Origin of the sequence: Roseateles cavernae (genome assembly GCF_040187885.1) — a bacterium.
In the GTDB taxonomy this organism is placed as follows: Bacteria; Pseudomonadota; Gammaproteobacteria; order Burkholderiales; family Burkholderiaceae_C; genus Roseateles_E; species Roseateles_E cavernae.
The window spans coordinates 204,678-227,932 of record NZ_JBDPLH010000008.1 but is presented as its reverse complement, the minus strand read 5'-3'; the positions used below and the strand labels follow the sequence as shown (position 1 = coordinate 227,932).

Here is a 23,255-nt window from a genome sequence, read left to right as displayed (position 1 = left end):
CAGCGCATACATGCTTCCGAGCACCAGCCCGTTGATGATTTGCTGGATAAAGGTTTCCATCGCGACTTCTCCGGTTCGGCGGTCCGGCCCCCAAGGGGCCGAAGACCGCGATTCATTGTGCGAAGACCTGAGCAACAAAAAGGCCCGCCGCAATCGTCGGCGGGCCCAGATGGCCATCGGTCCTGCAGGCTGGCGCGATTGTAGAAGTGCGTGAATCGCCCGATTCGCTGGGGAATACCCGCTGGCGGGATTCTCAAAAATTGCCTGTTTTTAGTGTATACATAAAACTAATTAAGTATCCACAACAATGACTCACTCCTTGCCAGCCTCCTCATCGAGCCGACGCAGATGCGCCAGCTTGTCGGCGATCTTGGATTCCAGTCCGCGCGGCACCGGCCGGTACCAGCCGGGCTCGGCCATGCCCTCGGGCAGATAGCTCTCGCCGGCCGCATAGGCCTCGGGCTCGTCATGGGCGTAGCGGTAGGCCTTGCCATGGCCCAGCTCCTTCATCAGCCGTGTCGGCGCATTGCGCAGATGGGGCGGCACCGTGCGCGACTTGTCGCTCTTGATGAAGGCGCGTGCCTCGTTATAGGCCATATAGCCAGCATTGCTCTTGGGCGCGATGGCCAGGTAGATCGCCGCCTGGGCCAGCGCCAGCTCGCCCTCGGGCGAGCCCAGGCGCTCCAAGGTGCTGGCGGCGTCGTTGGCCAGTTGCATCGCGCGCGGGTCGGCCAGGCCGATGTCCTCCCAGGCCATGCGCACCAGGCGGCGCGCCAGGTATTTGGCGTCGGCGCCGCCATCCAGCATGCGGCACAGCCAGTAGAGCGCAGCATCGGGATTGGAGCCACGCACCGATTTGTGCAGCGCCGAGATCTGGTCGTAGAAGTTGTCGCCGCCCTTGTCGAAGCGCCGCGCATTGAGGGTCAGGGCTTGCTGCAGGAATTCGGCATCGACCAGGCTGACGCCGGCCACCCGGGCCGCCGTGTCGGTCTGCTCCAGCAAGTTCAGCAGGCGGCGCGCGTCGCCGTCGGCATAGCCGACCAGGGTGTTGACCGCCGGCTCGTCCAGGCGCAGCTCGGTCAGCACGAGCTCTTGCGCGCGCTGCACCAGCAGGCCCAGCTCCGCGTCGCTGAGGGCCTGCAGCACATAGACCTGGGCGCGCGACAGCAGGGCCGAGTTAACCTCGAACGAAGGGTTCTCGGTGGTCGCGCCGACAAAGGTCACCAGGCCCGACTCGACAAAGGGCAGCAGCCCGTCCTGCTGGCTCTTGTTGAAGCGATGGATCTCGTCAACGAACAGAATCGTCTTCTTGCCCAGCGCCTGGTTGTGCTCGGCCTGCTCCATCGACGCGCGGATCTCCTTGACCCCGGAGAACACCGCCGACAGTGCGATGAACTTGTAGCCGAAGGCCTCGGCCGTCAGCCGCGCCAGCGTCGTCTTGCCGACGCCGGGCGGGCCCCACAGAATCATCGAATGCGGCTTGCCGGACTCAAAGGCCAGGCGCAGCGGCCGGCCCGGACCGATCAGATGCGACTGGCCGATCACCTCGTCGAGGCTGGCCGGCCGCAAGCGTTCGGCCAATGGCTGGTGGCTTGGGTGCGCGGCGGCCGGCGCGGCGCCGGGCTGTGGCGCCATCTCGGGAAACAAGGACTCGTTGGCATTCGACATGCCGGCGATTGTCTCAGTGCGGCGACTTGGCCGCGCTGCCCATTGCGGCCAGCACTCGCTCGGTCAGATGCGTGGCCAGGCATTGTTCGGCCACGAAGACCTCGCCCAGCCCGGCCTGGCGCAAGAGCGCAGCCTCGTCCTCGCTGTAGGCGCGCAGCAGCACGCGGATCGAGGGGTTCAGCTGATGCGCCGTTTCCACCATCTGGCGCGCCTGCAGGCTGTCGCCGCCGCTGATCACCAGCAGGGCCGCCCGCGCGATATGCGCCTGTATCAGCACCGCCGGGTCGCTGGCATCGCCGCTGACGGCCGCGATCTGGCGCTGGCGCAGGCTCTCGACCAGCTCGCGCTGCTGCTCGGCCACCACCAGATGCACACCCTCGGCCAGCAGCCCGTCGGCGATCTGCTTGCCGACCCGGCCATAGCCCACCAGCACGACCTGACCCTCCAGCTTGGCCTGATCGGTGCTCATCGGCAGCTCGGCCAGCGGATCGTCGCGCTGCTCCATGCGGCGCGCCCAGGACGAGCGCCGCAGCACCCAGGCCTTGACCGGCTCGATCGCCGTGAACAGCACCGAGTTCAGCGCGATCGAGATCAGCGCGCCGGCCAGTATCAGGCTCTGCCCCTCCTTGGGCAGCAGGCCCTCGGCCACGCCCAGTCCGGCCAGGATGAAAGAGAACTCGCCGATCTGGGCCAGACTGGCGCCGACGGTCAGCGCGGTATTGAGCGGGTAGCGAAAAGCCAGCACCAGCGCGATCGCGGCCAGGGTCTTGCCGACCACGATGATCGCGACCACCGCCAGCACCTTCAGCGGCTCGTCCAGCAGCACCTGCGGGTCGAACAGCATGCCCACCGAGACGAAGAACAGCACCGAGAAGGCATCGCGCAGGGGCAGCGACTCGTCGGCCGCGCGGTGGCTGTATTCCGACTCGCGCATCATCATGCCGGCGAAGAAGGCGCCCAGCGCGAAGGACACATCGAACAGCGCCGCCGAGCCATAGGCCACGCCCACCGCCACCGCGACCACGCACAGCGTGAACAGCTCGCGCGAACCGGTGCCGGCCACCGCGAACAGCAGACGCGGAAACACCCGCCGCCCGACCACCAGCATCAGCACGATGAAGGCCGCGACCTTGGCCAGGGTCCAGCCCACCGTGCCCAGCAGATTGGCCTCGCTCTTGCCTTCCAGCAGGCCGGCCAGCGGCGGCAGCAGCACCAGCACCAGCACCATCACCAGGTCCTCGACCACCAGCCAACCCACCGCGATGCTGCCATTGGCGGTTTCCAGCTGACCCCGCGCCTCCAGCGCCCGCAGCAGCACGACGGTGCTGGCGACCGACAGCGCCAGGCCGAACACCAGGGCGCCGCCCAGGCTCCAGCCCCACCAGTTTGACAGTCCGAAACCGAGGGCGGTGGCGACCGCGATCTGCACGATGGCGCCGGGCACCGCGATGCGCTTGACGGCCAGCAGGTCCTTCATCGAGAAATGCAGGCCGACACCGAACATCAGCAGCATCACGCCGATCTCGGCCAGCTGGCCGGCCAGATCGATATCGGCGACGAAGCCGGGCGTGGCCGGGCCGATCGCGATGCCGGCCAGCAGATAGCCGACCAGGGGCGGCATCTTCAGGCGCGAGGCCAGGAAACCGAAAACAATTGCCAGGCCGAATCCGGCGGCAATGGTGGAGATCAGACTGACGTTATGCGGCATCCGGTGCCGCTCCTACTGCTCGATCAGATCGGCGCCGGCCGGCAGCACAAAGCGAAAACGCTCCGGCGCCACCACCGCATTGCTGCTCACTGCGCTGAACTGCAGCAGCGAGCGCTGGCCGAAGCCGTCGACCACCTCGATCGCGGCCAGTTCCTTGCCCTTGAAGCCGATCTTCAGGCTTTGCAGGCCGGTGCTGTCGGCCTGGGGCCCGCGCGGCGTGGCCAGCACCCAGTCCAGGCCCTGGGCCGAAGGCTGGGCCTTCAGCTCGAAGTCCTTCTCCAGATTCGCACCGGCCAGCAGGGCCGCCGGCGTGGCGCCCAGGGCCTGGTCCATGCGGCGCGAGCTGGCCTGCTGCAGATCGGGGTCATAGATCCAGACCTTCTTGCCGTCACCGACGATCAGCTGCTCGAAAGGCTTGGCATAGGCGAAGCGGAACTGGTTGGGGCGCTGAAACTCGAAGCTGCCCGAGGAGTTCTTCTTACGCTTGCCGTCCGGCGAGGTGACGGTCTGCGTGAACTCGGCCTTGCCGCTCTTGACCTCGCGACTGAAGTCCCTGAGGGTCTGCACCGCATCGGCCTGGGCGTGGGTACAAGCGGCTGCGGCCAGACACAAGGAGATGAGTAGCTGTTTCATTCGTCTCGCTTCGGGATGATCAGATCGCGGCTGCCATTGGTATTCATAGCGCCGACCAGGCCGGACTTCTCCATCTGCTCCAGCAGACGCGCCGCCCGGTTGTAGCCGATGCGCAGATGGCGCTGCACCAGCGAGATCGAGGCCCGGCGATGCTGCAGCACGATGGCCACCGCCTGGTCATACATCGGGTCGGCCTCGCCGGCCGACTCGCCCGGGGCCGGCGCCTCGCCGCCCTCGGTGTCGAGCACGCCGCCTTCCAGAATGCCCTCGATGTAGTTGGGCTCACCGCCCTGCTCCTTCAGGTATTCGACGACGCGGTGCACCTCCTCGTCGCTGACAAAGGCGCCGTGCACGCGCACCGGCAGGCCGGTGCCCGAGGCCATATAGAGCATATCGCCCATGCCCAGCAGGGCCTCGGCGCCCATCTGGTCGAGGATGGTGCGGCTGTCGATCTTGGAGCTGACCTGGAAGCTCAAACGGGTCGGGATATTGGCCTTGATCAGGCCGGTGATCACATCGACCGAGGGCCGCTGCGTGGCCAGGATCAGGTGGATGCCGGCGGCGCGGGCCTTCTGCGCCAGGCGCGCAATCAGCTCTTCGATCTTCTTGCCGACCACCATCATCAGGTCAGCCAGCTCATCGATCACGACGACGATATGCGGCAGGCGCTCCAGCGGCTCCGGGGCCTCGGGCGTCAGGCTGAAGGGGTTGCCTATCTTCTCGCCGCGCTCGTCGGCATCGGCTATCTTCTTGTTGTAGCCGGCCAGATTGCGCACGCCCATCTTGGACATCAGCTTGTAGCGCCGCTCCATCTCGCCCACGCACCAGTTCAGCGCGTTGGCGGCCTGCTTCATGTCGGTGACCACCGGCGCCAGCAGATGCGGGATGCCCTCGTAGACGCTCATTTCCAGCATCTTCGGGTCGATCATGATCAGGCGCACATCGCGCGCCTCGGCCTTGTAGAGCAGGCTCAGAATCATCGCGTTGATGCCCACCGACTTGCCCGAGCCGGTCGTGCCGGCCACCAGGCAGTGCGGCATCTTGGCCAGGTCGGCCACCATCGGTGCGCCGATGATGTCCTTGCCCAGCGCCATCGTCAGCATCGACGGCGCGTCGGCATAGACCTGCGAGCCCAGGATCTCGCTGAGCTTGATGGTCTGGCGGCGCGCATTCGGCAACTCCAGCGCCATGAAGTTCTTGCCCGGGATGGTCTCGACGACGCGGATGCTGACCAGGCTCAGCGAGCGCGCCAGATCCTTGGCCAGGTTGACGATCTGCGAGCCCTTGACGCCGGTGGCCGGCTCGATCTCGTAGCGCGTGATCACCGGGCCCGGCGAGGCCGCGACGACCCGCACCTCGACGCCGAAGTCCTTCAGCTTCTTCTCGATCATGCGGCTGGTCATTTCCAGCGACTCGGGCGTCACCGACTCGACCCGGGTCGGCGCGGCATCCAGCAGATCGACCTGGGGAAGTTTCGTATCGCTGGCGTCGGCGAACAGGGTCTTCTGCCGCTCCTTGGCGACGCGGGTGGACTTGGGCACCTCGACCACCGGTGCCTCGATCACGATGGGGATGTGCTCCTCGACCACATGGCGCTCGACCTCGACCACTTTCTCGCGCTCGCGCAAGGCCTGCTGGCCGACCTTCTGGTCTTCCTTGATCTCGCGGCGCTCCTGGCGGCGCTCACGCAGGGTCTCGACCCAGGTGCCTATCACCTCGGCCACACGCAGCCAGGAAAACTGCAGGGCCAGCGAGGCGCCGGCCAGCAAGGCCGCGATCCAGACCACGCCCGAACCGGCAAAGCCCAGCGCCCGCATGCTCCAGGGACCCAGGGTGTAGCCCAGCACGCCGCCGGCATGACCGGGCAGCCGCGATTCCCAGGCATAGAGCCGCGACCACTCAAGGGCGCAACTCGCACAAATCAGCAGCAGAACGCTCAGCCAGAACAGGCCGCGCGCGCGCAATTTGTTACCTTGAGGCGGCGGCTCAGCCCGCAAAACGCCGGCCAAGCTGCCCAACCAGACCCGCAGGCCGACCAGCATCAGCCACCAGGCCGAGTAACCGAAGACGAAAAGTAGCAGGTCCGAGACCCAGGCACCCAGCGCGCCGAACCAGTTGCCATACAGCTCGCGGCTACCCGAGATCGAGAAGGCCGCATCAGCGCGGTCGTGGCTCAGCAGGGCCAGCAGGCACAGTGCCCAGACAAAGGCACCGAGCGCCAGCCACAGCGGCGTGCGCGACGCACTGACCGGCGCCGGCGCGGCGGCCGCCTTCTTGGACTGGCGTTTATAGACTTTATCGGGCGCGGCAGCCGCATCGTCGCCCAGCAGTGATCCCAGAGGAAAGCTCATGGCGCCATTGTGGCGCAGGAATCACCGGGCTCAGTCGTGGGCCAGGCGCTCCTTGATCACCACGGAGCCGTTCTCCAGGGTCTCGATCACACCCTTGTCCTCCAGATCCTTCATGACCCGGCTGACCATCTCGCGCGAGGCGCCGACCACCTTGGCCATGTCCTGGCGCGAGACCTTGCCGCGGATGATCTTCAGGCCCTTCTCTTCTTCGGACATGTCCAGCAGGGTGCGCGCGACGCGGCCATAGACATCCAGCAGGGCCAACGACTCGATCTGGCGATCGGCATTGCGCAGCCGCGCGACCAGGCCGCGCAGGATGGCGTAGGACAGGCTGCTGCTGTCCGGCAGGCAGCGCGAGAACTCGCTGCGGCCCAGCACCAGCATATCGGTCTGCACCTCGGCGCGCACGGTGGCCGAGTGCGGCTCATTGTCGATCAGACTCATCTCGCCGACATAGTCGCCCGGCTGCAGCACCGCGAGGATGACCTCGCGCCCCCGGGTGTCGGCGGTCAGCACGCGGGCGCGGCCGTTCAGCAGGATGAAGAGCGCGTTGGACTTGGTGCCCTGCTCGACGATCAGTTCGCCGCGCTTGAAGCGGCGCTTGACCACGCTGTCCGCAATGGACTGCGCCTGATCGGTGGTCAGCAGGGAGAACAAGGGCACCCTGCGGATCAGGTCCAGGTTGGACAGCATGGCCATGAAGAAACTCCTCTGACTTTTGTATGTTGGGGTTGTTGTGAGGCCGTCAGCCGCTTGATCGGCCAGCTGCCTAGAATGTAGCCATTGTGCCAACTTGGTCACAACTCTCCATAGGGTCTTGGCCGTATAAGCGCGGCGATCAACTCTTGTGTGTTGTGCCCGCAACCCCATATCGCCCTCATGAGCCAAACCACCCAACACCATCCGCTGCTGATTCTGGGCTCCGGCCCGGCCGGCTACACCGCCGCCATCTATGCCGCGCGCGCCAATCTGAAGCCCACCTTGCTGACCGGCATGGCTCAGGGCGGGCAGCTGATGACCACCACCGAGGTGGACAACTGGCCGGCCGATGTGATGGGGGTGCAGGGCCCCGAGCTGATGCAGCGCTTCCAGCAGCATGCCGAGCGCTTCAAGACCCAGATCGTCTACGACCATATCAACGAGGTCGACTTCTCCAAGCGCCCGTTCACGCTCAAGGGCGACAGCGGCGTCTACACCTGCGACGCCCTGATCATCGCGACCGGCGCTTCGGCCAAGTATCTGGGCCTGCCGTCGGAGGAGGCTTTCATGGGCCGCGGGGTCAGTGGTTGCGCGACCTGCGACGGCTTCTTCTACCGCGAGCAGGAGGTCTGCGTGGTCGGCGGCGGCAATACGGCGGTCGAGGAAGCGCTGTATCTGAGCAATATCGCCAGCAAGGTCCATGTGATCCACCGCCGCGACAAGTTCCGCGCCGAGCCCATCCTGATCGACAAGATGATGGACAAGGTCAAGGCCGGCAAGATGGAGCTGCATCTGTTCAACACCCTGGACGAGGTGCTGGGCGACCAGAGCGGCGTCACCGGCGTGCGCATCAAGAGCACGGCCGATGGCAGCACGAAGGAGCTGAAACTGCAGGGCTGCTTCATCGCGATCGGCCACCAGCCCAATACCGACATCTTCAAGGGCCAGCTGGAGATGAAGGACGGCTACATCATCACCAAGAGCGGCTTGAACGGCTTTGCGACCATGACCAGCGTGCCCGGCGTGTTCGCCGCCGGCGATGTGCAGGACCATATCTACCGCCAGGCCATCACCAGCGCCGGCACCGGCTGCATGGCCGCGCTCGACGCCCAGCGTTTCCTGGAGCAGGAGCAAGGCTGAGGCTGAATCCCGGCGGCCGCTGGTCTTTGGCCTGAATTCAGGCTATACTCGCCGGCTTGCTTGCTGGATGGACCGCGCTCCGAGGTTTTGTCAACGATTGGTATCGATGACGGGGCCGACGGGTTTAGCTTGCATAAAGCGGTCATGTGGATGTCTCACCGGGGATGCTGAATACAGCTCCCCTGAGGCAGCTGGGTCAGAAAATCAAACCGGAGAAGCGTCATGGCACGCGTCTGTCAAGTCACGGGCAAGAAGCCCATGGTGGGGAACAATGTCTCCCACGCCAACAACAAAACCAAGCGTCGGTTCCTGCCGAACCTGCAGTACCGCCGTTTCTGGCTGGAAACTGAAAACCGCTGGGTGCGTCTGCGCATCAGCAATGCGGCTCTGCGTTTGATCGACAAGGTCGGCATCGACCAAGTCGTCGCTGACCTGCGCGCCAAGGGCGAGCTGTAAAAAGTCCACTAGGAATTAAGGAGCATCACCATGGCATCCAAAGGCGGACGCGAAAAGATCAAGCTGGAATCCACTGCGGGTACCGGCCATTTCTACACCACGAACAAGAACAAGAAGACGACGCCCGAAAAGCTCGAATTCATGAAGTTCGACCCCAAGGCTCGCAAGCATGTCCTGTACAAGGAAATCAAGCTGAAGTAATTCGGCCCGGTCTTGCGGCCAAGAAAAACCCGCCTTCGGCGGGTTTTTTCGTTTCAGGGCTTGCGGGCCGCGTCAGCCGCGAACTCGCCGGCAAACCATTCATCCAGCATGCGCTTCTCGTAGCGCAGCGGCTCGCCGCTGGTGTAGCGGTTGAGGCCCCACATATAGTTCATGTCGGACAGACTCACCTTGCCCTCTCGCAGCGTGGCCTGGCCATCGCTGAGCACATAACGCAGCTCGATGCTCGGCCAGGTCACCGAACGCAGCACGCGGATGCGATCCATCATCGCGCCGCGAGGTTCGAGCTGGCCCGCCAGATTCAGGTCCAGCACCTCGATCAACAGCTTCTGCGACGCCGGCACGTTTTTCTCGGCCAGGCTGCGCAGATGCGCCTCCAGCATCTCCAGCGTGCGCTCGCGATCGATGATCGACTCGCTGGCATCCTGGAACTTCTCGGGCTCAACGAACTTCACCTCGACCGCCGCCTGCGCCGACAGACACAAGCCCATCAGCAATCCCAGCATCGAGGCCTTGAACATTCTTTGCATGACGCGCTCCTGAACTGCTTGCTACGCACAAAGTATAGGCAGCCGCCATGAAAAAGGCGCCGACTCGCGGCGCCCTTTACCCGGGGGAAACCTGCCCGACAAGTTCAGGCACGCGCCGTGCGCAGCCCCATCGAGAAGGCCCTCAGCTCGGCAATGCCGCTCTCCTCGGCCCGGTGGCACCAGGCTTGCAGATCGCTGACCAACTGCTCGGCGGAGACATTGGTGCGGGTCCAGAGCTGGCGCAGCTCTTCGCGCATCAGCAGCAGCTTGTCCAGCGCCGGGCTGGCGGCGCGCACGCTGGCGATCTCGGCCCGATAGGCCTGCGGGATGCGATCCTGATCGCGGTGCAGCCAGCGCTTGGCCAGCTTGAACTGCTGCCACTTTGCGCTGTGCTGCTCACCCTGGGCCTTCAGCCGGGCGAGCTCGGTGGTGCAGGCCTCTTTCAGACCGCGGCCGTAATGGGCCATCACCTCGTAGCGGTTGGCGATCAGCGCCTCCAGCGTGTCCTTGTCGGCCGGCCGGATCGCGCCCAGACGCAGCTTGGGCGCGGTCTTGCGCACCTTGGCCCAGCCCACCATCTCCATCGCCCGGATATAGGCCCAACCGATGTCGAACTCGTAGGGTTTGATCGAGAATTTGGCCGAGGTCGGATAGGTGTGGTGGTTGTTGTGCAGCTCCTCGCCGCCGATGACGAGGCCCCAGGGCGAGATATTGGTCGACGCGTCCTGGGCCTCGAAGTTGCGGTAGCCCCAGAAATGGCCGATGCCATTGACCACGCCGGCCGCCCAGATCGGGATCCAGGCCATCTGCAGTGCCCAGATGCTCGCGCCGATGGCACCGAACAAGACCATATTGATGATCAACATCAGGCCCACGCCCTGCCAGCTGAAGCGGGTGTAGAGATTGCGCTCGATCCAGTCATCGGGCACGCCATGGCTGTACTTGGCGAGCGTCTCCTCGTTCTTGGCCTCATGGCGGTACAGCTCGGCACCTTCGCGCAAGACCTTCTTCAGGCCGCGGGTCTGAGGGCTGTGCGGGTCGTCTTCGGTCTCGCATTTGGCATGGTGCTTGCGGTGGATTGCGACCCATTCCTTGGTCACCATGCCGGTGGTCAGCCACAGCCAGAAACGGAAGAAATGCGAAGGAATCGGCCCCAGGTCCAGCGCCCGATGCGCCTGGGCCCGATGCAGGAAGATCGTCACCGCCGCGATGGTGATATGGGTCACGACCAGGGCATAGGCCACGACCTGCCAGATGCTGGCCTCCAGCAGGCCGAAGCCCAGCCACTGGACCAAGCCATCGTGGAGGCTCATGAGAAAGTTCATTCGTTCCTTACCCTGCCCGCAGCGGAGCGTTAACAGAAAACCACAATCCGGCTCGATTGTAGGCGGGTCGTGTTAAGAGTTTCTGTACGCAAGCGCGCACGCGACCTGCCGGCCTGCCATTCAACTCCGCTCCCAGACGGCGGCAAAAAAGCCATCGGTCTGGTGCTGATGCGGCCACAGGCGCAGATAGCCCCGGTCGACCAGGCGCTCGGCCTGCGCCACATGGGCCCGTGCCAGTTGCTCGCCGGCATCCAGCAGCTTGAACTCCGGATGGGCGGCACTGAAGGCCTCGGCAATGCTCTCGTTCTCCGCATCCAGCAGGCTGCAGGTCGCATAGACCAGGCGGCCGCCCGACTTCAGCAGGCGCGCCGCGCTGTTCAGGATGGCCGTCTGCTTGGCCTGCAACTCGGCAATCGCCTGGGGCGACTGGCGCCATTTCAGATCGGGGTTGCGCCGCAAAGTACCCAGCCCCGAACACGGCGCATCGACCAGCACGCGATCAATCTTGCCGGACAGGCGCTTGATGCGCTCGTCGCGCTCATGCGCGATCTGGGTCGGGTAGACATTGGACAGGCCGCTGCGCGCCAGCCGCGGCTTCAGCGCCGCCAGTCGGTGGCCGGACACATCGAAGGCATAGAGCCGGCCGGTATTGCGCATCGCCGCACCCAGCGCCAGCGTCTTGCCGCCGGCGCCGGCACAGAAGTCCACCACCATCTCGCTGCGCTTGGCATCGAGCAGCAGGGCCAGCAGCTGGCTGCCCTCGTCCTGCACCTCGACCGCGCCGCTGGTGAAAACCTCCAGCTTGTTCAGCGCCGGCTTGCCCTGCACGCGCAGGCCCCAGGGCGAGAACGGCGTGGGCTCGGCACTGACGCCGGCCGCACGCAGCGCCTCCTGGACCTCCTCGCGCTTGGCCTTCTGCACATTGGCGCGCAGATCCAGCGGCGCGCCCTCGTTCATGCTGGCGGCCAGCGCCCAGAATCCCTCATCGCCCAGGCGCTGCAGCAGCGGCTCGGCCAGCCATTCGGGCAGGTTGTGGCGCAGCTTGGGGGCCAGGCCGCTCTTGTCGATGGCCTGGACCTGGGCCAGCCATTGCTGCTCGGTCGGGCTCAGCGCGCCGCGCAGAAAGGTCTCGCTGCCCTGCCAGGCCAGGATGGCCAGGCGGCGCTCCAGCGGACCGGTGCCGGACTGGGCCAGATGCTGCAGCTGCAGGCGCTGGCGCAACACGGCATAGGTGGTCTCGGCCAGCGCATGGCGCTCGCGTTGGCCCAGGGCCTTGTTCTTGCGGAAAAACGCGGACACCACGCCATCGGCGGGTGCGTCCATTTTGAGCACCGCGCGCAGCAGCTCGCAGCTCATTTCTAGAAGGGCATTAGGATGCATAGCCCCGATTATCCCCGGCCCGCCCATGAGCGCTGACGATCTGCCCGAGCTGCCCCCGACACCGACCGGCCGCTACCGCCATTACAAGGGCGCCGACTACGAGGTCATCGGCGTGGCCCGCCATAGCGAGACGCTGGAGCCGCTGGTGGTTTACCGCCCGCTCTACGGGGCCGGCGGCCTGTGGGTGCGACCCCATGCGATGTTCTTCGGCATGCTGGACGTCGACGGCCGGCAGGTCGCCCGCTTCAGCGCCGTCGACCCATGAAGCTGCTGCGCCAGCTGCGCCTGCGTCCGCGCCTGCTGTCGGCCCTGGCCGTGGGCGTGGTCGTCGGCCTGACCCTGCCCGCCAGCCTGCCGGCGCTGACGCGCAGCCTGATCGGCTGGAATGTCGGTGTCTGGCTCTATCTGGGCCTGGCCTTGCAGATGATGTGGCGCTCCGACCATCTGCATCTGCAGCGCCAGGCACGCGCCCGTGCCGACGGCATGGCGGCGATGCTGCTGCTGGCCGTGGCCAGTGCGGCGGCCAGCCTGGGGGCGATTGCGCTGGAGCTGTCCCAGGTGCGGCATGGGCCGGGCGCCCCTCAGAGCTGGGCCTATCTTCTGCTGGCCATCACGACAGTGGCCGGTTCCTGGTTGCTGCTGCCGTTCGAGTTCGCGCTCGCCTATGCCAGCCTCTACCACAGCGGCGACGAAAGCCCGCATGGCCTGGAGTTCCCTGGTGACGAGCCGCAGCGCGACTATGTCGACTTCATGTATTTCGCAGTCACGCTGGCGGCCACCTCGCAGACCTCGGACGTGGCCGTCAGCTCGCGGCCCATGCGCCGCCTGGTGCTGCTGCACGCGGTGCTGTCCTTTGTGTTCAACACCGTCGTGCTGGCACTGACGATCAACATCCTGGCCGGCCTGATCAGCTGAAGAACTGGGCCTCGCCGGCCAGTTGCCGCACGCGGCCGTCCTCGACCACCAGCTGCCCCTGCACGAACCAGCGCACCGCGCTCGGGTACATGCGGTGCTCCAGCTTCAGCACCCGTGCGGCCAGCGCGTCCGCGTCGTCGCCATCGAGCACCGGCGCCACCGCCTGCGCAACAATGGCGCCGTGATCGAGCTCGGCGGTGACGAAGTGCACCGTCGCACCGACGAATTTGCAGCCCATCTCCAGCGCGCGCTGGTGGGTGTGCAGCCCGGTGAAAGCCGGCAGCAGCGAGGGGTGGATGTTCAGCATGCGATCCGCATAGTGGGCGGTGAAGGCCGGCGTCAGGATGCGCATAAAGCCCGCCAGCACCAGCAGATCGGGGGCAAAGCCATCGATCACCCGCTGCAGCTCGGCGTCAAATGCCTCGCGGTTCGCGAAGGCCTTGTGATCGAGCACAGCGGTCGCGATGCCATGCGCGGCCGCGAAGTGCAGCCCGGCCGCGCCGGGCCGGTTGCTGATCACCGCCGCAATGCGCGCCGGCCAGCCCTCGGCCGCGCAGGCTCGCACAATGGCTTCCATATTGGAGCCCCGCCCCGAGATCAGGATCACGATATTCTTCATCGGCCGGCAGTGTAACAATGCGCCTCCCCGCCCGAGCCGACCGCCATGAACCCCGAGATCGAATCCCAGCCACGCCCCCGCGTCCTCTCCGGCATGCGCCCGACCGGCGCTCTCCATCTGGGCCACTATCACGGCGCGCTGAAAAACTGGGTGCGGCTGCAGTCCAGCCATGACTGCTTCTTCTTCGTCGCCGACTGGCATGCGCTGACCACCCAGTACCAGGATCGGCAGAACCGCAACAGCATCGAACGCAATGTCTACGACATGGTGGTCGACTGGCTGGCCGCCGGCATCGACCCCGAGCAGGCCACCCTCTTCATCCAGAGCCGCATGCCCGAGCATGCCGAGTTGTTCACGCTGCTGGCGATGAGCACGCCGCTGTCCTGGCTGGAGCGCATCCCCAGCTACAAGGACCAAGTGGAGAAGAGCCGTCCGAATGCAGAGGGCGCCACCTACGGCCTGCTTGGCTACCCGCTGCTGCAGGCGGCCGACATCCTGATCTACAAGGCGGCCCATGTGCCGGTCGGCGAAGACCAGAGCGCCCATGTCGAGGTGACCCGCGAGGTGGCGCGCCGCTTCAATCGCATCTACAGCCCGGACCGGGCCATCCTGCCCGAGCCGCAGGAACTGCTGACCGAGACCGCCCGGCTGAGCGGTCTGGATGGCCAGAAGATGAGCAAGAGCTATGGCAATGCGATCGCGATGCGCGACGAGCCGGCCGTGGTCGAGGAGAAGATACGCACGATGCCTACCGACCCGCAGCGCGTGCGCCGCAGCGATGCCGGCGACCCGGCACGCTGCCCGGTCTGGCCGCTGCACCAGCTCTATACCGACGCCGCGACACGCGCCGACCTGCAGCAGGGCTGCACGAGCGCCGGCATCGGCTGCCTGGACTGCAAGCAGCCGCTGATCGAAGCGATCCAGCGCGAGCAGCAGCCCTGGCGCGAGCGCGCGGCCGACTACCTGGCCAACCCCAAGCAGGTGCACTGGATCGTCGAGGTCGGCACCGAGCGCGCCCGCGCGGTGGCCCGCAAGACCTTGCGGGAAGTCCGCAGCGCGATGGGCCTGAACTATTGAAGATCATGAACCCCCACGCTCACTTCGTTCACTGTCCCCCAAGGGGGCGCTCAGCGCCCTTCGGGCGGCCGGGCGGGCGCTGATGGCCGGCATCCACATCACCGACATCGAGTCCGCGATCAACTGGTGGCGGCAGCGCCAGCCTTCGCCCGACGGCGTCAGCGCCTGCGCCGAGGTGCGCGCGCTGGCCGAGATCTACGCCTTGATGGTGTACTACCGCGAGGACGACTGCGACGAGGACAGCATGCCGGCGCGGGCCAAGGAGGCCTGGCTGGCCTGGTATGCCAGCACGCCCGATGCGCCCTGCATCGCGATCTGCTCGACCAGCCAGGGTGACGAACTGTGCAAGGGCTGCGGCCGCACCTTCGACGAGGTCCAGCACTGGCCGGTGATGACGCCCGGCGAGAAACGCAGCACCTGGCGCCGCATCTCGATCGAGGCCACGGCCTGGCGCTTCAACCGCTATGCCGAGCGCGCCCGCGAACTCAGCGGCATCGATCATCCCCAGGATCCGGACAACACCGGGGTCAAGTCTTGAGCCAGGCCCACCTGGACAGCCTGCGCCGCATCGCGCCGCTGGCCTGGCCGGTGTTCGTCGGCCAGATCGCCGTGCTGGCCTTCAGCACGGTGGACACGGTGCTGGTGGCGCGCCACTCGGCCATCGATCTGGCGGCGCTGTCGGTCGGCGCGGCCGTCTATATGAGCGTCTTCGTCGGGCTGATGGGCGTGGTGATGGCGGTGGCGCCGGTGGCCGGCCAGCTGTTCGGCGCCGGCAAGCTGCGCGAGGCCGGCGATCAGCTGCACCAGGGCGCCTGGCTGGCGCTGGCCCTGCTGCTGCTGGGCGAGGCCGTGCTGCTGTTTCCCGACCCGCTGCTGGCGATCGCCCGCACCACGCCCGAGGTCGAGGCCAAGGTGCGAGCCTATCTGCAGACCCTGGCCTTCAGCCTGCCGGCCGCGCTGATCTTCACCGCCTATCGAGCCTTCAACACCGCCGTCTCCCGCCCCAAGGCGGTGATGGCGCTGCAGCTTTGCGGCCTGGCGCTGAAGGTGCCGCTGAGCGCGCTCTTCCTGTATGGTTTCGCGGTCCCGCTGACGCCCTGGCGCGTGCCGGAACTCGGCGCGGTGGGCTGCGCCGTCGCCACCGCCCTCGTGATGTGGAGCCAGTTGTTGATTGCGCTGCTGGTGCTGCGCCGCGATCGTTTCTACGCTCCCTTCGGCCTGAACACCGGCCGGCTGCAGCCGCCGCGCTGGGCCGATATCCGGCGCTTGCTGAAGCTGGGCGTGCCGATGGGCGGCGCCATCCTGATCGAGGTCACCGGCTTCACCTTCATGGCCATCTTCATCGCCCGGCTGGGGCCGACGGCGGTGGCCGGTCACCAGCTGGCCGCCAATCTGGTGGCCTTGATGTTCATGATGCCGATGGCGCTGGGCAATGCGGCCGGCACCCTGGTCGCGCAAAGCATCGGCGCACAGCGCCTGGCCGAGGCCCGGCGATTGGGCTGGCACGGGCTGGAGATCGCACTGGCCCTCTCCTGCCTGGTCGGCGCGCTGGTGTTCTTCGCGCGCGAACAGGTCTTGGGTCTGTACACGCCCGACGCCACCATCATCGCGGCTGCCCTGCCCCTGCTGCTATGGGTCTGGCTGTTCCATGTCGGCGACGCGGTGCAGACCGTCGCCGCCTTCGTGCTGCGTGCCCATCACATCGCCACCGCGCCAATGCTGGTCTATGCGCTGGCGATCTGGGGCGTCGGCATGGGCGGTGGCTACTGGCTGGCCTTCGGCAGCACCGCGCCGGCCTCGCTGCAGGGCGCCAGCGGCTTCTGGTCGGCCGCCACCGCCGGCCTGTTGATCGCGGCCGGTGGCCTCAGCGCCGTGCTCGCCTGGGTGCACCGCAAGGAAGCTGCGGGCGACTGAGCCCGCCCGGCGCCCGGCTCAGCGCGGATCGCTGTTGATCAGACGTTCCCACTCCGCCCAGGTCGATTCGCTGACCTCCAGGCCCTGCAGGGTCGGCGCTTCGACAGGCAGGCGGCGGCGAAACAGCTGTTCGCTGGCCCGCTTGAACTGCGCCAGCACCTGGCCGGCATCGAGTGGTCGGGCCGCTTGCGGCGGGCTGATCAGTGTCAGTTTCTCGTTTGGCATGCCGCCAGCATCGGTCATCCCGGCCGCCAACCCAATCCCGCTGGGGTGGGCCTACTTTTGGGGGAGCTCGCTTGAGCGGCTGGCCGCACGGCAGTGGTAAGGTGCGCGCCTTGATTCAGAGCCCATCCGATGAACCCGACCGACACTCCCCCGACCATCACGCTGACCCCCGAGGAGCGCACCGCGCTCTACTACATCCCCCAGGCACCGGGCGGCCGCGTCGTCTCCGAGGAACTGCAGCAGCGCCTGCAGGATCTGGGACTGGCCGCAAAACGCCCCGACGGCACACGCTGGCTGACGCAGCTGGGCGACCAGGTCAGGCAAGGCAAGCGCTGAGCAGCGCGAGCACAAAGCAAAACGCCGACAAGCAGGCTGCTTGTCGGCGTTTCTTATTTCTTGGGGTGGCTGATGGGACTCGAACCCACGACAACAGGAATCACAATCCTGGACTCTACCAACTGAGCTACAACCACCGCTGAGCCTATGATTATAAGCAGACTTCAGCGGTATGAGAAGAGATTTACCTCCAAACCGCCAAAATTTATTCAATCCATCAAGGAGCGGGTGCCGATGCGGCGGCAGCGGCAGGCACCGTGACCTTGGTCTTGTAGTGGGTCTTCAGCGCCTTGTAATAGGCCTCCGACTCGGCCGCCGTCCAGGCCTGCGCGTACTGCTGGCTGGCGCGTTGCTCGTCGATCACGACCGGGTCGCGCGGCAGCAGCTTGTTGATGCGCACCAGCACATAGGCGCCCTCGCCGCTGTCGACGCCGACATAGGCCGGCAGCTTGCTGGCATCGGCGCGCAGCACTTCGTTCAGCACCTTCTGCGACAGATTGGCCGGCTTGGCACGGGAAACGACGACGGGCGCATCCAGGCCGGCGGCATCGCCGGACTTCTGCAGCGCCGCCAAGCGCTCCTGGCCCTGCTTGATGGCCAGCTCGGTGGCGCGCTTTTGCATCAGCTGGGCGCGCACCTGCGGCTTCACATCGGCCAGGGCCGGCAGGCGGGCCGGGTTGTGCTGCACCACGCGGGCGGCCGTCAGCTGGTTGGGCGCCGTCTCGACCGCCTCGGTATTGCGCTTGTTGCGCAGCGCCTCGTTGCCGAACACGGCCTCCAGCAGCTTGGCCGAAGCCAGCGGACCGCTAGCGCCGGGCGCCGGAGCGCGCTGCACGATGGCGGTCTGGATGCTCAGCTTGAGCTTGTCGGCCGCCGGCTTCAGGCTGTCGGACTGCTCATAGACGGTGTTGCTGAACTGCTCGGCCACCTCGGTGTAGCGCTTTTGCGCCTGCTGGCGGCGCACCTCGTCTTCGAGCTCGGGACGCACCGCCTCGAAGCTCTTCTTGTCGCCGCCGCGCAGGCCGGTCAGCTGGATCACGTGGTAGCCGAAATCGGACTCGACCACATTGCTGATCTCGCCCTGCTTGAGCGCATAGGCGGCATCTTCGAAGGGCTTGACCATGGCGCCGCGGGCAAAGAAGTCCAGATCGCCGCCATTGGGCGCCGAGCCTTCGTCCTGCGAATTCTTGCGGGCCAGATCGGCGAAGCCGGCCGGGTTCTTGCGTGCCTCGGCCAGCAGTTCCTCGGCGCGGGCCTTGGCCTTGCTGCGCTCGGCGGCGGGCGCGTCCTTGTCGGCCTTGATCAGGATATGGCTGGCGCGGCGCTCCTCGGCCACGGTGTAGCGCGACTGGTTCTCGGCGTAGTACTTGCGCAGATCCTCGTCGCTGACGCTGACATCGGACTTCAGCGCCTGCAGGTCCAGCACCAGGTACTCGATGCTGGCGGTCTCGGGCAGCTGGAAGCGCGCGTTATTGGCCGGTTCCTTGTAGAAGGCCTCGATCTCGGCATCGCTGGGATTGACCTGGGCCAGGAAGTCCTTGGCCTCGATGCGCTGCAGCTGCAGCTCGCGCTGCTGCAGCAAGGCATCGAAGGCCACCGCCGCATTGGCCTTGCCGGCCAGCGCCGAGCCGCCCACACCCATCATCACCTGGCGCAGGGTCAGGTCTTGACGCAGGCGCTGGGCGAACATCTCCGAGCTCATGCCCTGGGCGATCAGCAGATTCTTGTTGACGGTGCCGTCCGGGTTGCGCAGGAAGGCGAACTGCGGGTCGCTGCGGAACAGCTGCTGCAGGCGCTCGTCGCTGACCACCAGATGCTGGCCCTGAGCGGCCGCCTGCATCACGCGCTCACGCACCAGCGAGTCCAGCGACTGCTGGCGCGCCTCGGGCGAGTCGAACAGTTTGACGTCGAGGTTGGGCATCTGGGCGCGCATGCGCTCCATCTGCTCGCGGTGCGTGGCGTCCCACTCGGCCTGCGTGATCTTGCGACCATTGACGCTGGCCACGCCGGCATTGCTGCCATCCATGAAGCTGCTGTAACCCTCCAGGCCGACCAGCACGAAGGCGGGCACGATCAGGATCAGCAGGATGAACTGGAACAGGCGATTGTGCTTACGGACGAATTCAAACATCAAGGACCTCAAACAGGCATTGCGGTGCGCGCCGGCATGGCCACGACCGGGCGCTGCTCAAACACGACAAAGGCGAACCTGGGTTCGCCTTTGCATCGGATGTGATTCTAGCCTCGGCCCGCGCCACCTCGGGGCGGGCAAGACTTGGTGGGTGCTAACGGGCTCGAACCGCTGACCTACTCCGTGTAAGGGAGCCGCTCTACCAACTGAGCTAAGCACCCGGTATATCCGGGATTCTTCAGTTCACCGCGTCCTTGAGCGCCTTGCCGGGACGGAACTTCGGGACCTTGGCCGACTTGATCTTGATCGTGTCGCCGGTGCGCGGGTTGCGACCCGTGCGCGCGGCGCGCTTGGTCACGCTGAAGGTGCCGAAGCCTACCAGAGAAACGCTGCCGTTCTTCTTCAGCGTCGTCTTCACACCGCCAATCAGCGCCTCCAGCGCACGCCCCGCCGCCGCCTTGGAGATGTCGGCCTGCTTGGCGATGTGCTCGATCAGTTCGGACTTGTTCACAAAGAATCCCCTCAAAAGGTTTTGCAAAAACGCGGCAACGAAGGCGACGTCCTGTCTGGGCCGCCAGGACACCTTGCCGCGTCCATCCTGGCACGCCAGCGCCGGCGAACCTGCGGGGAAGCGGATTCTAGACGCAATCATCCGGGCTGCTGAGCCGGGAAAAGTCCCGATACAAATGAGTGCGTCGGCGGTCGCCCAAGCGCCCAGAAAGCGCCCAACGGACAGCCCCAAAGCGCAGACTCACTTGGCCTTGGCGCGGATCTCGGGCAGGGCTTTTTGCAGGTAATAGACCATGGACCAGATGGTCAGCACGACGGCCGCATAGATCAGCCAGGTGCCCCACTCCCGGGTCGGAATCAGGTCGAACAGGCGGCCGTCATAAAGCAGGAAGGGGATGGCCACCATCTGCACCGTGGTCTTGAGCTTGCCCACCATGTGCACGGCCACGCTGCGCGAGGCGCCGATCTGTGCCATCCACTCGCGCAGCGCCGAGATGGTGATCTCGCGACCGATGATGACCAGGGCGACCATGGCATTGACGCGCTGCAGCTCCAGCAGCACCAGCAGGGCCGCGCAGACCAGGATCTTGTCGGCCACCGGATCCAGGAAAGCGCCGAAGGCCGAGGCCTGGTTGAGCTTGCGGGCCAGATAGCCATCCAGCCAGTCGGTCAGCGCGACCACCACGAAGAGCACGGTGGCAAACAGATTCTGGTGCGCCGGCAGCAAGTCGAGGTAGTAGACCCCGACGATCAGCGGGATCGCGAGGATCCGGGCCCAGGTGAACAGGGTTGGCAGCGTGAAGAACATGCGGGCATTGTGCCCAATTACCGTGCAGCGCCCGAGACGGGCACCGACTTTGTCTCATTAATGCCGAGCCTGGCTCACTGATCGAGCGTGCGCGGTTTGAACTTGCGCTGGTTGTTGAACAGAAAGGTCTCGCTGAACTTCCAGGGCTTGGGCATGCGCGAGACATCGCCGAACGGTGCGGCACGATGCACCGCATCGATCGCCAGCTGCACCGTGTCCAGCGCCTGGCCGGGCTTGCGCAGCACATGGATGTGCTTGACGCGACCGTCGGAAAACAGCTCGATCTCCAGCACCGGGATCGCCAGCAAGGGCTCGGGCACCTCGCCCATATAGACACGATCCGGGTTCGCGACGATCAGCCGGTAGGCCGCCTGCAGGCGCAGCTCCACGGCGCTGCGCACCGGCTTGGGCGGCTCCAGCACCAGCGGCGCCGGCTGGCCCGGCGCCTTGCCTGGCAGCTCGGGGCTGGCGACCGACGGTGCCGAGCCGCTGGGCTGGGCGCTCGATGCCGGCGGCGGCACCGGCGCGCGCGGGCCCGAGCAGCCGACCAGCGCCAGCAGCGCTCCCAGGCCCAGCCCGCGTGCGGCGCGTTGCCAGCGGCCCTCTTGTTCAGTGCAAAACACGATAGATCTCCTCTGCCAATTCTCTTGAGACGCCCTTGACCGTGCAGAGCTCGTCGACGCTGGCGCCGGCCACGCCACGCACACCGCCGAAACGCTGCAGCAGCTGCGCGCGCTTTTTCGGCCCCACACCGGGCACATCCTCCAGCTTCGAGCCGCCGGTGCGCACCGCCGCGCGCTTGGCGCGCATGCCGGTGATCGCAAAGCGGTGCGCCTCGTCGCGAATCTGGGCCACCAACATCAGCGCCGCCGAGTCGCGGCCCAGGTAGACCTTGTCGCGGCCGTCGGCGAACACCAGCTCTTCCAGCCCGACCTTGCGGCCCTCGCCTTTCTCGACGCCGACGATCAGCGCCAGATCCAGGCCCAGCTCCTCGAACACCTCGCGCGCCATCGAGACCTGGCCCTTGCCGCCGTCGACCAGCACCAGATCCGGCAGCCGGCCCGTGCCCAGCTGGGCGGCCTCGGCCATCTTGTTGTAGCGCCGCGTCAGCACCTGGCGCATCGCCGCATAGTCGTCGCCGCCGGTGATGCCCTCGATGTTGTAGCGCCGGTACTGGCCGCTCTGCATCTGGTGGCCCTCGAACACGACGCAGGAGGCCATCGTCGCCTCGCCGGCCGTGTGGCTGATGTCAAAGCACTCGATGCGGAATTTGTCGAGCTCCTGCACGCTCAGGTCCAGCGCCTCGATCAGGGCCTGGGTGCGGGCCTGCTGCGAGCCTTCCTGCGACAGCAAGCGTGCCAGCGCCAGCTCGGCGCCCTTGACGCACATCTCCTGCCAGATGCGGCGCTGGCCGCGCGGCTGGGCCTGGGTCGTCACCTTGTAGCCGGCCTGCAGGGTCAGGGCCTCGGCCAGCGCGGCATCGACCTCGTCGCTGACGACGATCAGCGAGGGCACCTGCGCGTCCAGATAGTGCTGGGCCATGAAGGCCTCCAGCACCTGCCGTTCCGGTGACTGGGCGGAGCGGCGCGGTGCCTGCCCCTCTTCTTCATCATCGGCCAGCGCCACCGCGGTGGCGTCCTCGACATGCTTGGGGAAATAGGCCCGGTCGCCCAGATGCCGCCCTCCCCGCACCATCGCCAGATTGACGCAGGCCCGCCCGCCCTGCACCTTGACGGCCAGGATGTCGACATCGCGGTCGCGCCCGGTGGCGCTGTTTTCGTCCATCGCCTGCTGCTGCAAGACCTTGGACAGCGCACTGATCTGGTTGCGCACCTCGGCCGCCAGCTCGAACTGCAGCGCGTCCGCATAGGCCATCATCTGCGCCTGCAGCCCGTCCATCACCTCCTGCGTCTCGCCCAGCAGAAAGCGCTCGGCATTGCGCACATCGCGACCGTATTCCGCCCCCTGCCCCTCGGGCACACAAGGCCCCGAGCAGCGCCGGATCTGGTACAGCAGGCAGGGCCGGCTGCGGTTGTTGAAGACCGTGTCCTCGCAGGTGCGCAGCCGGAACACCTTCTGGATCAGCTGTATCGATTCCTTGACCGCCCAGGCGCTCGGGAATGGCCCGAAATAGCGGTGCCGCTTGTCGACCGCGCCGCGGTAATAGCTGACCCGCGGGTAGTCATGGCCGCTGAGCTTCAGATAGGGATAGCTCTTGTCGTCGCGAAACAGGATGTTGAACTTCGGGTTCAACGTCTTGATCAGATTGTTTTCCAGCAGCAAGGCCTCGGCCTCGGTGCGCACTACCGTGGTTTGCAGCCGCGCGATGCGCGCGACCATCATGCCGATGCGGGTGCCGCCATGGTCTTTCTGGAAGTAACTCGAAACCCGCTTCTTCAGGTTCTTGGCCTTGCCGACATAGAGCACCTGGTCCTGGGCGTCGAAATAGCGGTAGACGCCCGGCAGGCCCGGCAAGGCTGCCACCTCGGCCAATACAGCGGCCAGCACCTGGGCGCGCAGCTCGCGTGCGGCCTGCTCGGCGTCGGCCGGCTCGGGCGTCGCTGCGGTATCGGTTTCGGAGGGGTTGCTGCTGCCTTGCATGGGGCGCGAT

General features: G+C 66.3%; 24 protein-coding genes and 2 tRNA genes. 9 read left to right on the top strand and 17 right to left on the bottom strand.

Annotation, left to right across the window (positions count from 1 at the left end; genetic code table 11):
- Nucleotides 1–312 precede the first annotated feature (312 nt).
- From ABGI63_RS19960 to ABGI63_RS19940, 5 genes are read right to left on the bottom strand one after another with little or no spacing between them, the layout of a single operon-like run.
- Nucleotides 313–1,635: a replication-associated recombination protein A gene (locus ABGI63_RS19960; protein WP_349744186.1), complete on the bottom strand. Its 1,323-nt coding sequence runs from the start codon at nt 1,633–1,635 to the stop codon at nt 313–315.
- Between the two features lie 46 nt (nt 1,636–1,681).
- Complete coding sequence (locus ABGI63_RS19955; RefSeq protein WP_349744176.1) at nt 1,682–3,376, bottom strand: cation:proton antiporter domain-containing protein; 1,695 nt, start codon at nt 3,374–3,376, stop codon at nt 1,682–1,684.
- Nucleotides 3,377–3,388: 12 nt separating this feature from the next.
- On the bottom strand, nt 3,389–4,009 hold the full coding sequence (lolA, locus tag ABGI63_RS19950; RefSeq protein ID WP_349744175.1) for an outer membrane lipoprotein periplasmic chaperone LolA: 621 nt from the start codon (nt 4,007–4,009) through the stop codon (nt 3,389–3,391).
- Complete coding sequence (locus ABGI63_RS19945) at nt 4,006–6,360, bottom strand: DNA translocase FtsK (RefSeq protein ID WP_349744173.1); 2,355 nt, start codon at nt 6,358–6,360, stop codon at nt 4,006–4,008. The genes lolA and ABGI63_RS19945 overlap by 4 nt, the downstream gene beginning before the upstream one ends.
- Nucleotides 6,361–6,390: 30 nt before the next feature.
- The gene (locus tag ABGI63_RS19940; protein ID WP_137945614.1) at nt 6,391–7,059 is read right to left on the bottom strand and encodes a Crp/Fnr family transcriptional regulator; all 669 of its coding nucleotides are present in this window, start codon (nt 7,057–7,059) and stop codon (nt 6,391–6,393) included.
- 180 nt (nt 7,060–7,239) lie between these two features.
- Between ABGI63_RS19940 and trxB the strand changes: the two genes are divergently transcribed.
- The 3 genes from trxB (at nt 7,240) to rpmG (ending at nt 8,856) form a co-directional block, all read left to right on the top strand.
- Nucleotides 7,240–8,199, top strand: coding sequence for a thioredoxin-disulfide reductase (gene trxB / locus ABGI63_RS19935; RefSeq protein ID WP_349744171.1), 960 nt, complete (start codon nt 7,240–7,242; stop codon nt 8,197–8,199).
- A 222-nt stretch (nt 8,200–8,421) separates the two neighbouring features.
- A complete protein-coding gene (gene rpmB, locus ABGI63_RS19930; protein ID WP_137945616.1) occupies nt 8,422–8,655 on the top strand; it encodes a 50S ribosomal protein L28 in 234 nt (77 codons plus the stop codon).
- A gap of 30 nt (nt 8,656–8,685) precedes the next feature.
- On the top strand, nt 8,686–8,856 hold the full coding sequence (gene rpmG / locus ABGI63_RS19925; RefSeq protein WP_025564431.1) for a 50S ribosomal protein L33: 171 nt from the start codon (nt 8,686–8,688) through the stop codon (nt 8,854–8,856).
- 53 nt (nt 8,857–8,909) lie between these two features.
- Here rpmG and ABGI63_RS19920 read toward each other — a convergent pair whose 3' ends face one another.
- The 3 genes from ABGI63_RS19920 to ABGI63_RS19910 form a co-directional block, all read right to left on the bottom strand.
- A complete protein-coding gene (locus tag ABGI63_RS19920; RefSeq protein WP_349744169.1) occupies nt 8,910–9,404 on the bottom strand; it encodes a DUF3016 domain-containing protein in 495 nt (164 codons plus the stop codon).
- Between the two features lie 104 nt (nt 9,405–9,508).
- Nucleotides 9,509–10,729, bottom strand: coding sequence for a DesA family fatty acid desaturase (locus ABGI63_RS19915; RefSeq protein ID WP_349744168.1), 1,221 nt, complete (start codon nt 10,727–10,729; stop codon nt 9,509–9,511).
- A gap of 120 nt (nt 10,730–10,849) precedes the next feature.
- Nucleotides 10,850–12,109, bottom strand: coding sequence for an RsmB/NOP family class I SAM-dependent RNA methyltransferase (locus tag ABGI63_RS19910; RefSeq protein ID WP_349744166.1), 1,260 nt, complete (start codon nt 12,107–12,109; stop codon nt 10,850–10,852).
- A 25-nt stretch (nt 12,110–12,134) separates the two neighbouring features.
- Here ABGI63_RS19910 and ABGI63_RS19905 point away from each other — a divergent pair, with 25 nt between their 5' ends.
- A complete protein-coding gene (locus tag ABGI63_RS19905; RefSeq protein ID WP_137945619.1) occupies nt 12,135–12,374 on the top strand; it encodes a DUF1653 domain-containing protein in 240 nt (79 codons plus the stop codon).
- Nucleotides 12,371–13,024 (top strand): DUF1345 domain-containing protein, encoded by a 654-nt coding sequence (locus tag ABGI63_RS19900; RefSeq protein ID WP_349744164.1) that lies wholly within the window; start codon nt 12,371–12,373, stop codon nt 13,022–13,024. Before ABGI63_RS19905 ends, ABGI63_RS19900 begins: the two co-directional genes overlap by 4 nt.
- Here ABGI63_RS19900 and purN read toward each other — a convergent pair.
- The gene (purN, locus tag ABGI63_RS19895) at nt 13,017–13,643 is read right to left on the bottom strand and encodes a phosphoribosylglycinamide formyltransferase (protein WP_349744163.1); all 627 of its coding nucleotides are present in this window, start codon (nt 13,641–13,643) and stop codon (nt 13,017–13,019) included. The genes ABGI63_RS19900 and purN overlap by 8 nt on opposite strands.
- 45 nt (nt 13,644–13,688) lie before the next feature.
- On the opposite strand from purN, the gene trpS reads away from it, so the two are divergent.
- The 3 genes from trpS to ABGI63_RS19880 all read left to right on the top strand — a co-directional run bounded on the left by trpS (nt 13,689) and on the right by ABGI63_RS19880 (nt 16,634).
- Nucleotides 13,689–14,720 carry a tryptophan--tRNA ligase gene (trpS, locus tag ABGI63_RS19890; protein WP_349744161.1) on the top strand — a complete coding sequence of 344 codons (1,032 nt, stop codon included), beginning with the start codon at nt 13,689–13,691 and terminating at the stop codon, nt 14,718–14,720.
- Between the two features lie 82 nt (nt 14,721–14,802).
- Nucleotides 14,803–15,258, top strand: coding sequence for a DUF3717 domain-containing protein (locus ABGI63_RS19885; protein ID WP_349744159.1), 456 nt, complete (start codon nt 14,803–14,805; stop codon nt 15,256–15,258).
- A complete protein-coding gene (locus ABGI63_RS19880) occupies nt 15,255–16,634 on the top strand; it encodes an MATE family efflux transporter (protein ID WP_349744155.1) in 1,380 nt (459 codons plus the stop codon). The genes ABGI63_RS19885 and ABGI63_RS19880 overlap by 4 nt, the downstream gene beginning before the upstream one ends.
- 18 nt (nt 16,635–16,652) lie before the next feature.
- Here the strand turns inward: ABGI63_RS19880 and ABGI63_RS19875 are convergent, their stop codons facing one another.
- The gene (locus tag ABGI63_RS19875) at nt 16,653–16,859 is read right to left on the bottom strand and encodes a hypothetical protein (protein WP_349744153.1); all 207 of its coding nucleotides are present in this window, start codon (nt 16,857–16,859) and stop codon (nt 16,653–16,655) included.
- 129 nt (nt 16,860–16,988) lie between these two features.
- Between ABGI63_RS19875 and ABGI63_RS19870 the strand changes: the two genes are divergently transcribed.
- Nucleotides 16,989–17,195 carry a hypothetical protein gene (locus tag ABGI63_RS19870; protein WP_349744151.1) on the top strand — a complete coding sequence of 69 codons (207 nt, stop codon included), beginning with the start codon at nt 16,989–16,991 and terminating at the stop codon, nt 17,193–17,195.
- Nucleotides 17,196–17,256: 61 nt separating this feature from the next.
- On the opposite strand, the gene ABGI63_RS19865 is transcribed toward ABGI63_RS19870, so the two are convergent.
- From ABGI63_RS19865 to uvrC, 7 genes are all read right to left on the bottom strand, one after another.
- Nucleotides 17,257–17,332: transfer RNA gene (locus ABGI63_RS19865), tRNA-His, on the bottom strand.
- An 80-nt stretch (nt 17,333–17,412) separates the two neighbouring features.
- Nucleotides 17,413–19,326 (bottom strand): SurA N-terminal domain-containing protein, encoded by a 1,914-nt coding sequence (locus ABGI63_RS19860; protein ID WP_349744150.1) that lies wholly within the window; start codon nt 19,324–19,326, stop codon nt 17,413–17,415.
- 145 nt (nt 19,327–19,471) lie between these two features.
- A tRNA-Val gene (locus ABGI63_RS19855) sits at nt 19,472–19,547 on the bottom strand.
- A gap of 17 nt (nt 19,548–19,564) precedes the next feature.
- Entirely contained in the window at nt 19,565–19,837 is a 273-nt protein-coding gene (locus ABGI63_RS19850; RefSeq protein ID WP_137942461.1) for an HU family DNA-binding protein, read from the bottom strand.
- A 240-nt stretch (nt 19,838–20,077) separates the two neighbouring features.
- Entirely contained in the window at nt 20,078–20,644 is a 567-nt protein-coding gene (gene pgsA / locus ABGI63_RS19845) for a CDP-diacylglycerol--glycerol-3-phosphate 3-phosphatidyltransferase (RefSeq protein WP_349744148.1), read from the bottom strand.
- A gap of 74 nt (nt 20,645–20,718) precedes the next feature.
- Nucleotides 20,719–21,267: a hypothetical protein gene (locus ABGI63_RS19840; RefSeq protein WP_349744146.1), complete on the bottom strand. Its 549-nt coding sequence runs from the start codon at nt 21,265–21,267 to the stop codon at nt 20,719–20,721.
- Complete coding sequence (uvrC, locus tag ABGI63_RS19835) at nt 21,254–23,245, bottom strand: excinuclease ABC subunit UvrC (protein ID WP_349744144.1); 1,992 nt, start codon at nt 23,243–23,245, stop codon at nt 21,254–21,256. The genes ABGI63_RS19840 and uvrC overlap by 14 nt, the downstream gene beginning before the upstream one ends.
- Between the last annotated feature and the right edge of the window lie 10 nt (nt 23,246–23,255).

What these genes read in the sequence shown, in the direction of transcription:
- ABGI63_RS19915 (WP_349744168.1), bottom strand. Translation starts at nt 10,729, where the DNA reads ATGAACTTTCTCATGAGCCTCCACGATGGCTTGGTCCAGTGGCTGGGC.
- trxB (WP_349744171.1), top strand. Translation starts at nt 7,240, where the DNA reads ATGAGCCAAACCACCCAACACCATCCGCTGCTGATTCTGGGCTCCGGC.
- uvrC (WP_349744144.1), bottom strand. Translation starts at nt 23,245, where the DNA reads ATGCAAGGCAGCAGCAACCCCTCCGAAACCGATACCGCAGCGACGCCC.
- ABGI63_RS19900 (WP_349744164.1), top strand. Translation starts at nt 12,371, where the DNA reads ATGAAGCTGCTGCGCCAGCTGCGCCTGCGTCCGCGCCTGCTGTCGGCC.
- purN (WP_349744163.1), bottom strand. Translation starts at nt 13,643, where the DNA reads ATGAAGAATATCGTGATCCTGATCTCGGGGCGGGGCTCCAATATGGAA.
- ABGI63_RS19910 (WP_349744166.1), bottom strand. Translation starts at nt 12,109, where the DNA reads ATGCATCCTAATGCCCTTCTAGAAATGAGCTGCGAGCTGCTGCGCGCG.
- ABGI63_RS19875 (WP_349744153.1), bottom strand. Translation starts at nt 16,859, where the DNA reads ATGCCAAACGAGAAACTGACACTGATCAGCCCGCCGCAAGCGGCCCGA.
- pgsA (WP_349744148.1), bottom strand. Translation starts at nt 20,644, where the DNA reads ATGTTCTTCACGCTGCCAACCCTGTTCACCTGGGCCCGGATCCTCGCG.
- ABGI63_RS19955 (WP_349744176.1), bottom strand. Translation starts at nt 3,376, where the DNA reads ATGCCGCATAACGTCAGTCTGATCTCCACCATTGCCGCCGGATTCGGC.
- ABGI63_RS19870 (WP_349744151.1), top strand. Translation starts at nt 16,989, where the DNA reads ATGAACCCGACCGACACTCCCCCGACCATCACGCTGACCCCCGAGGAG.
- ABGI63_RS19960 (WP_349744186.1), bottom strand. Translation starts at nt 1,635, where the DNA reads ATGGCGCCACAGCCCGGCGCCGCGCCGGCCGCCGCGCACCCAAGCCAC.
- ABGI63_RS19905 (WP_137945619.1), top strand. Translation starts at nt 12,135, where the DNA reads ATGAGCGCTGACGATCTGCCCGAGCTGCCCCCGACACCGACCGGCCGC.
- rpmG (WP_025564431.1), top strand. Translation starts at nt 8,686, where the DNA reads ATGGCATCCAAAGGCGGACGCGAAAAGATCAAGCTGGAATCCACTGCG.
- ABGI63_RS19860 (WP_349744150.1), bottom strand. Translation starts at nt 19,326, where the DNA reads ATGTTTGAATTCGTCCGTAAGCACAATCGCCTGTTCCAGTTCATCCTG.
- trpS (WP_349744161.1), top strand. Translation starts at nt 13,689, where the DNA reads ATGAACCCCGAGATCGAATCCCAGCCACGCCCCCGCGTCCTCTCCGGC.
- lolA (WP_349744175.1), bottom strand. Translation starts at nt 4,009, where the DNA reads ATGAAACAGCTACTCATCTCCTTGTGTCTGGCCGCAGCCGCTTGTACC.
- rpmB (WP_137945616.1), top strand. Translation starts at nt 8,422, where the DNA reads ATGGCACGCGTCTGTCAAGTCACGGGCAAGAAGCCCATGGTGGGGAAC.
- ABGI63_RS19945 (WP_349744173.1), bottom strand. Translation starts at nt 6,360, where the DNA reads ATGAGCTTTCCTCTGGGATCACTGCTGGGCGACGATGCGGCTGCCGCG.
- ABGI63_RS19940 (WP_137945614.1), bottom strand. Translation starts at nt 7,059, where the DNA reads ATGGCCATGCTGTCCAACCTGGACCTGATCCGCAGGGTGCCCTTGTTC.
- ABGI63_RS19920 (WP_349744169.1), bottom strand. Translation starts at nt 9,404, where the DNA reads ATGCAAAGAATGTTCAAGGCCTCGATGCTGGGATTGCTGATGGGCTTG.
- ABGI63_RS19885 (WP_349744159.1), top strand. Translation starts at nt 14,803, where the DNA reads ATGGCCGGCATCCACATCACCGACATCGAGTCCGCGATCAACTGGTGG.